The organism is uncultured Eudoraea sp. (assembly GCF_947260015.1).
Classification (GTDB): domain Bacteria; phylum Bacteroidota; class Bacteroidia; order Flavobacteriales; family Flavobacteriaceae; genus Eudoraea.
Map to the genome: position 1 here is coordinate 1 of NZ_CAMYOM010000059.1, position 7,256 is coordinate 7,256.

Annotated in this window: 6 protein-coding genes; 5 read left to right on the top strand and 1 reads right to left on the bottom strand. The window is 39.5% G+C overall.

The window, feature by feature from the left end; translation table 11 throughout:
- The first annotated feature begins 153 nt into the window (after nucleotides 1-153).
- From Q0X66_RS15015 to Q0X66_RS15030, 4 genes are all read left to right on the top strand, one after another.
- Nucleotides 154-684: a transposase gene (locus tag Q0X66_RS15015; RefSeq protein WP_297707779.1), complete on the top strand. Its 531-nt coding sequence runs from the start codon at nucleotides 154-156 to the stop codon at nucleotides 682-684.
- Nucleotides 685-750: 66 nt separating this feature from the next.
- Nucleotides 751-3,054 carry a hypothetical protein gene (locus Q0X66_RS15020; RefSeq protein WP_297707781.1) on the top strand — a complete coding sequence of 768 codons (2,304 nt, stop codon included), beginning with the start codon at nucleotides 751-753 and terminating at the stop codon, nucleotides 3,052-3,054.
- A 93-nt stretch (nucleotides 3,055-3,147) separates the two neighbouring features.
- Entirely contained in the window at nucleotides 3,148-3,927 is a 780-nt protein-coding gene (locus Q0X66_RS15025) for a type II CAAX endopeptidase family protein (RefSeq protein ID WP_297707783.1), read from the top strand.
- Between the two features lie 127 nt (nucleotides 3,928-4,054).
- The gene (locus Q0X66_RS15030; protein ID WP_297707785.1) at nucleotides 4,055-4,897 is read left to right on the top strand and encodes a C-GCAxxG-C-C family protein; all 843 of its coding nucleotides are present in this window, start codon (nucleotides 4,055-4,057) and stop codon (nucleotides 4,895-4,897) included.
- Nucleotides 4,898-4,986: 89 nt separating this feature from the next.
- On the opposite strand, the gene Q0X66_RS15035 is transcribed toward Q0X66_RS15030, so the two are convergent.
- A complete protein-coding gene (locus Q0X66_RS15035) occupies nucleotides 4,987-5,991 on the bottom strand; it encodes a hypothetical protein (RefSeq protein WP_297707787.1) in 1,005 nt (334 codons plus the stop codon).
- Nucleotides 5,992-6,300: 309 nt separating this feature from the next.
- On the opposite strand from Q0X66_RS15035, the gene Q0X66_RS15040 reads away from it, so the two are divergent.
- Entirely contained in the window at nucleotides 6,301-7,215 is a 915-nt protein-coding gene (locus Q0X66_RS15040) for a glutaminase (protein ID WP_297707789.1), read from the top strand.
- Nucleotides 7,216-7,256: the final 41 nt, after the last annotated feature.

The window sequence follows — 7,256 nt, forward strand, 5'->3', positions numbered from 1 at the left end:
GACCGACAAGGGCTATACGACCGCCAAACATCTGGAGATTTGCACTGACAATGGGATCACCCCCTACTCCTCGCCAAAGGAACATTCCTCTCAACACAACGGCCTTTACCCCATGATCGATTTCAAGTACGGTGCAACTAAGGATACCTACACATGCCCGCCGATCAGATCCTGACAACCAATGGAAGTGTCTACGACAAAGCGGGGCATAAGGTAAAACACTATAAGAACCGACAGGCCTGCAAAACCTGCGACCTGAGGGACCTCTGTACCAAGAACAAGAACGGACGTTTTATCGAACGCTCCATTTACCAGGAGGCCCTTGACGAAAACCAGAAAAGGGTAAACGAAAACCCCGAATATTACAGATTAAGGCAACAGATCACCGAGCACCAGTTCGGGACACTCAAAAGGCAATGGGGCTTTACCTTTGCCCTGATCAAGGGAAAAGAAAATGTCCTCTCCGAGGTCAACCTGATCATGATCTGCTACAACCTTAGAAGACTTATGTCCATACTTGGTCCAAAAGAGCTCAAAAACAAGCTCAAAGGGCTTGGCTTTGCATTATCCGGCATATACCGTCCAATTCTAGAACTTGTAAGCCTACTTATCCCCGTACCAAATCTTCAGGGTTTAAAATTACAGTACGACAAAACTTCCATTAATTCACTTAAACTACTCTAGAAGTAGTTATTTTTATGAAAAATGGGGTTGCTGCGCAGACTCCCGTTGTAAGCAATTTGAAAACCAATGAATAATAAAATCGAAATACTTCTGATATTTTTTCTAGCTTTTGGAATTTTCACCTCATCTCAAGCTCAGGATAAGATCTTTTATTCTTCTTTTCGACCGCAAGGATGGGATATTTACTTATCCAAAGACGATGGGAAGAATTTCTCAAGATTCACACAACATGAAAGTTTAGATTATGATGCAAAAATTTCACCGGACGGCAAATGGGTGGTATTTACATCAGAAAGAAATGGTCGTCCACAATTATTTATCAAAAGTGTTCTTGCTGATTCCCTTCCCAGACTTTTGGTGAAAAGCAATTCCATGCAAGATCAGGTTGATTTTTCACCTGATGGTAAATCGATGGTCTTTGTTTCATCCCATGAAGGAAACGCAGATATTTATAAACTGCCTTTTGTTCCTTCAGACACTTTAGATATTAATGATGCAATAAACCTTACCAATGACCAAGGTGGTGATTTCAGACCAAAATTTTCAAATGACGGTAATAGCATTGCCTTCTCAAGCGACCGTGGGCATCCAACAGTTCCACTAAAGCCAAGATTGGTTTTTGCCTTGCAGCGAACAGGTGATGTTTATGTGATGAATGCTGAAGGGGGTGAAACCACAAGGTTATCTAATTCTGAAAACTGGGATGGTAGCCCAGTTTGGTCTAAAGATGACCAAGAGATCATTTACTATTCTGCTAAAAGAGGCGAAAATTTCAAGCTATTTAAAATGTCAAAAAACGGAGAGAATAGTGAGCAAATCTCTCCAGACAATCACTCCTGCTTATCGCCTCTTCCAAAACCTGATGGCGAAATTTTATTTACAGGTTTTATAGATGGACCTAATGGGTTTTCCATCCTGGGACTCAACCCAAAAACACAAGAAATAGACTCGACCCTGGTTCAGCAAATGAATATGTTGAATGCGGACTACCACGATTCTGGGATAATGGTTTATCACGGTGGCGAAACACCTCAACCAGAACCCACAAATATAAATGATTTCTTTGGCGATTTATTGGTGAAAAACAGTCCAACACTTATATCCGATTTGCCGAACAAAACACTTTCTATGTATGGTGTTAGACGCTCTTTTGCAGCACCTGCCACGCCCGATGGTAAGATTATATATGGAGTATCGGATGTAAAGGGCTTTCAGGAAGCCATATCACCTTTTGCCTATCCTGTCTTATTGCTTCCAATACTGGCAATTATATGGTTGATATTGGGGATTTATAAAAGCATTAAAAAAAGAAAGACCATTGCCTTTTGGAAACATCTCATTTTTTCGGTGGCGGCCGTAATTATAGTGCTTTTTATCATTAAGACGACGGACGACCAGCTGTTCTTTAACATAATGCCTCTAAACGCTATTAAATCATTTTTAATTATAGTTGCTGCAGTACTTTTAGCACTGGGTTTATTGGCTTATTTCATTTATATAAAAAGAAAGAAAGCAGAGAAGTCCATTGCTTCTTTGTATAAGCTTTATGCTTTTATGTTTATTCCTTATGCACTGCTTGTGTTATACGCTGGTATCTTCCTATCCTCATTTTTTAATACGGAAAAAGATTTTTATGCGGTCGATTATGCTACCAATGAAATAGAGCATTTATTCAACTTTCGACCAGATAGAGACTTCAACCCACAGTTTTCGAATATTATAGATACTAAGGTTACTCCAGACGGCAACTACCTTCAATTTTCAGTGGGAGGATTTAGAAGAAGCCCGGAAGCTAAAGGGTGTGTTTATCGCTATCATTTTGAAGACAAATCGTTGGAACGTGTGACCGATTTGGAAAGCAATACTGGATTTGCCGATTATTCCGAAGACAATAAGGTGATGGTTTTTAGAAGTGGCAGAACTGGCAATATGGATATTTATGTGGAAGAAAATGGTACTACGACCAATATTACCAATAGTCCGGACAAGGAAGCCTTTCCTGTCATTTCTTATGATGGTAATATGATTGCTTACTGTTCTGATGTTAATGGATTGGACAAGGATAGCGTGGTAAAAACAATGGATATTTATATTACTGAAAGAACAGGTAACGGTTGGGGTGAACCAAAACAATTAACCACGTACCCAGGTCAAGAAGGTCATGCGCATTTCTCACCAGATGGAGAATGGCTGATCTACTCTTCTGAAGAATTTGGAATTAATGATGAACAACCATTAGTACAACCCTATATATTCAGCCCTCAGATGTATGGTGAAATTACGGCGATAAGACTAGCCGATGGGGAGAAATTTAGACTAACACATAACAAGTGGGAAGACGGCGCACCACTTTGGATCAAAGGAAATTAATAGAAACGGTAACTATTGAAGATCGGCTCATGATTTTAACGTATGACTTTAAAAATTAAAAAGTACCGGCCATAACACGCACTATAACTCATTATGAATACATGGAGTTCAAAAGAAATAATGGAAATCATCCTGTTCTCGGCAATGGTAATTGCCCTGAGTTCCTTACTGTGTTATATCGCTTATACTTTAGATGATCCGAATGTCTCAATATTTGCCGTATTCACTCCATCTTTAGTTGCACTGTTGCTTACTGCCATTACAAAAGGTAAGAAAGGCGTTTATTATTTGTTCGTTAAACAAACCCTAAAGAAAACATCCTTAAATTGGCTTCTGATAGCGCTGTTAGGAATTCCTGCCCTTGCATCTTTAGCCGTGCTTACTTCCCTGCAATTCGATATTTCCAGGTTTCATTTAAGAACAACTCAATTGCTGCCACAGCTTGTTGTGATCGTCATGATTGCTATTGGTGAGGAATACGGCTGGAGGGGTTACTTACTTCCCAGGTTGATGAAGAAATTCAACGTGTTTTATTCAAGCATTATACTTGGTTTGATCTGGGGGCTTTGGCATTATCCGGCATATCTGATTGGAACAGGCGTTCCCTTGCAAATGGACTTCATGGTGTTTTTAATATGGGTGGTTCTGGGAACACTTTTTATAAGTTGGATTTATTACTATACCCGAAGCATACTTACGTCAATCCTGGCTCATATTGGTGCTAATGCCGCTTTTAATTATCTGTTTATTTTACCTGAGTTTACCGGAAACATGAATACATTCTGGATTTTTATTACCTATTTGTTAGTTCTGATGATGCTAGTCTACTATCTAAGGAGAAAAGATTTACTAGAAAGTCCTAATAATCGATAAAAACCATCAAAACGGATGTTTGTTCCACCCGTTCGCACTAATAAAAATTCTATCTAAACTGATCCTTGTCATAGTATTGGATTTCAGCCCTTTGTACCTTTTTTGATTCAAATTAAAGTCCCTGCAAATGGAGTCAAAAGCATATGATATCAAAGATGGCCCTAAAGACGGGAAAAAAGTATTTAGGCAATTAGGAACTTGCTCGCGTACCTTCTTTTATATTTTAAATCGGGAGTTTGGTCATCCAAAGGAACTGGAAGAACGTGCCGCAGATGTATTGGCAGGTGGCATTATGCAGAAAGGTCATCAATGCGGCATGCTTTGGGGTGCATCCTTAGCTATTGGTGCAGAAGCATATAGAGTATGTGCAAATAAAAATCAAGCAATTCATGTTGCCGTTGTAGCAACACAGCAGGTAATGGCGTCATTTATTCAAAGAGAACATACGATAAACTGTAACGATATTACAAGGTGCGACTTTTCAAGCAAACTGAGTTTTGCAAAGTATTTTTTCTCCGGAAGATTCTTACATTGTTTTGATCTTGCCGAACAATGGGCTCCTGAAGCCGTTAAAGCTGCCTATGACAGTTTATCCCATATAGAAACTGTATCACAGGAAGCGTGTTTAAGTTGTGCTACGGAAGTTGCTCGAAAAATGGGTGCAAGTGAAGAGGAAATGGTTATGGTTGCAGGTTTTGCAGGTGGACTTGGTTTGAGCGGTGCTGCATGTGGTGCACTGAGTGCTGCCATTTGGATGAAATCTCTTGAATGGTGCAGGCAAGAAATCAAAAAATCCCCATTGAAAAACTCCGGGTCCAAGGCTATTCTAAACTCTTTCTATCACGCAACAGATTCAAAAATTTTGTGCTCCGATATAACAGGGGAACGGTTTAGGAACTTAATTGATCATACAAAATTTATTGAAAATGGGGGTTGTGCCAGTCTCATTAATACCCTTGCTGAAGCTTAAATACACAAACATTTAAGCTTTTATTTCCACTTCGCTGGGCTACTTCGCCTAAAAAGGTTGGCTACCCCGTCGTTTTCTGTAAAAATTATTCACTTGGAGATATCATCCATACCCGTACTAACCACCACTTCCTTATTTTTAATCTGCTTGTCTAAGAAATTGATCAGCCGGGTATTGATGGAATTGAATTGTGCAGTAGTTCCTCCTGATCCGGGTGCTAAGGCCAGCGAATTGTAGGTAAAGTGATTGCCTTCTGCTACCAGCAGTCCGTAACTTGGTGAAGGCGAATGTTCATAACAGAAGGCGGCATAAACATTGTCCCTGCCCGCATCTACGGCCTGCAAGTATTCTACACCTCCGTAAAAATAAGCTGTTGGAAACTCAAATTCCTGAAAAAAGGGTGCTTCAAAATAGCGGTTACCGGTAAAGAGCCAGTTGAGTTCTCCCATGGAAAATACGAACATCGCATCCGGATTAAGTCCGGCATCCATGGTCTTCATCACCGTCCAGCCACCCATGGAATGCCCGCCTAAAACCAATTTTGAAGACAGATTAAATTCCGTTTTTGCCTGTATGGAACTCACCACAGCTTCTGTTTCAACTATTCTGTATTCGTAGTCGGTTCCATCACCAAAAGGGTTGTCACTAAGGTACTGCAAGGCCTCTTCTATGGTCCCGGTAGACGGGCCTTTCACACGTACAGCCAGTACGGCATCCGAATGGTCAACGGCTGCCACAACATAACCTGCTCTTGCCAGAGCCTCACATATCTCAACCGAGCCAATCCCCCCTCCTGAAAATCCATGAGAAAAGACCACCAACGGCCAATCCCCGACTGCCGTGGGTGCATTCTCCGCGACTAAACCGGTGATATCCAGGTCTGTAGCGGCTGTATTATACATATATGCTGCTTCCATCCCGGTTGTAGGGTACCAAATCCCTACCCACAGATTTCCTGCATCAGGATGTGTTATTTGCAGTTTTTGATAGCCTGCGTTAATTTCTTGCGGAATCTCTTCCACAGCATCGTCCGAACTGCTGCAACTAATAAGTAATGCATAAAAGCAAAGAAAAATACAGATTTGGACTTTCATAATGTAGTTGTTAATGCTTAGCAAACTGAGTTTATTAACCCTTAGACTAGTAAAACGGATTTTAGTTTAAAGAAGTATATAGGTAATTTTAGGTTTTGCTAAATTTAATAGTCCTAAGCGCTGTATTTTTGACTAAATAAAAAAACTTATGGTTTTTCTATAGGCTCATTTTAAGAATAGTCCATACATTTAGGTGCCCGTTAAATTGGGTTTAAACCGGAATGAAAGGAATACCTATCCGGTAAATTTTTGAGATATTGAGGAATAATTATCCGCATATAAGCAGTTGTGTGCAATTATAATATACAGATGAATTTTGAAGACTTAATCCAAGATGTCTACCAAAAAATTAAGGAAATAGATGATAAAGGAGAGACGGCCTCTTACATTCCTGAATTAGCTAAAGTTGACCCAAATAATTTTGGAGTATACATATCGACAATTAATCAGTTTAACTTTGGTACTGGCAATTGTTATGACAAATTCTCCATTCAGAGTATTGCAAAGGTACTTGCATTAATTTTAGCCTATCGCATAGTTGGTGATGACTTATGGAAAAGAGTTGGGGTAGAACCTTCCGGAACAGCATTCAATTCCCTTGTTCAGCTTGAAGCTGACAAAGGAATTCCCAGAAATCCATTTCTAAATGCCGGAGCAATCGTAGTTTCAGATGTACTTTTAAGCAATTTAAAGAACCCAAAAGAAGATTTCATACACTTTGTTCGAAGAATATCTAACAATACAGCATTGGAATATTCGAATAGAATAGCTCAATCAGAAAAAGATGTAGGGTATAGAAATGTAGCCCTAGGTAATTTCATTAAATCATTTGGACAAATTGAAAATGAGCCCTCTGATGTTCTTAATTTCTATTATGACTTATGTTCTCTCGAAATGAGTTGTAAAGAACTTTCGGAGTTATTTTTATTTTTAGCCAATAATGGTATTAGTATTCAAAGCAACGAGTCAATACTGAGCGAAAGTCAATCTAAAAGAATAAATGCTCTTATGCAAACTTGTGGTTTTTATGACGAATCCGGAGAATTTGCTTTTAAGGTCGGGCTTCCAGGAAAAAGTGGAGTTGGAGGAGGTATTATTGCAATACATCCAGATCAATATGCGATTGCTGTTTGGAGTCCAAAATTGAATAAGCAAGGGAATTCGTATAAAGGGATGAAATTTTTGGAAGAATTTACAACTAGATCCGAATTATCCATATTTTAAAAACTGCATACAACATTGTTTACGCAGCATTCCCGCCTGCC

What these genes read in the sequence shown, in the direction of transcription:
- Q0X66_RS15030 (WP_297707785.1), top strand. Translation starts at nt 4,055, where the DNA reads ATGGAGTCAAAAGCATATGATATCAAAGATGGCCCTAAAGACGGGAAA.
- Q0X66_RS15020 (WP_297707781.1), top strand. Translation starts at nt 751, where the DNA reads ATGAATAATAAAATCGAAATACTTCTGATATTTTTTCTAGCTTTTGGA.
- Q0X66_RS15025 (WP_297707783.1), top strand. Translation starts at nt 3,148, where the DNA reads ATGAATACATGGAGTTCAAAAGAAATAATGGAAATCATCCTGTTCTCG.
- Q0X66_RS15015 (WP_297707779.1), top strand. Translation starts at nt 154, where the DNA reads ATGCCCGCCGATCAGATCCTGACAACCAATGGAAGTGTCTACGACAAA.
- Q0X66_RS15040 (WP_297707789.1), top strand. Translation starts at nt 6,301, where the DNA reads ATGAATTTTGAAGACTTAATCCAAGATGTCTACCAAAAAATTAAGGAA.
- Q0X66_RS15035 (WP_297707787.1), bottom strand. Translation starts at nt 5,991, where the DNA reads ATGAAAGTCCAAATCTGTATTTTTCTTTGCTTTTATGCATTACTTATT.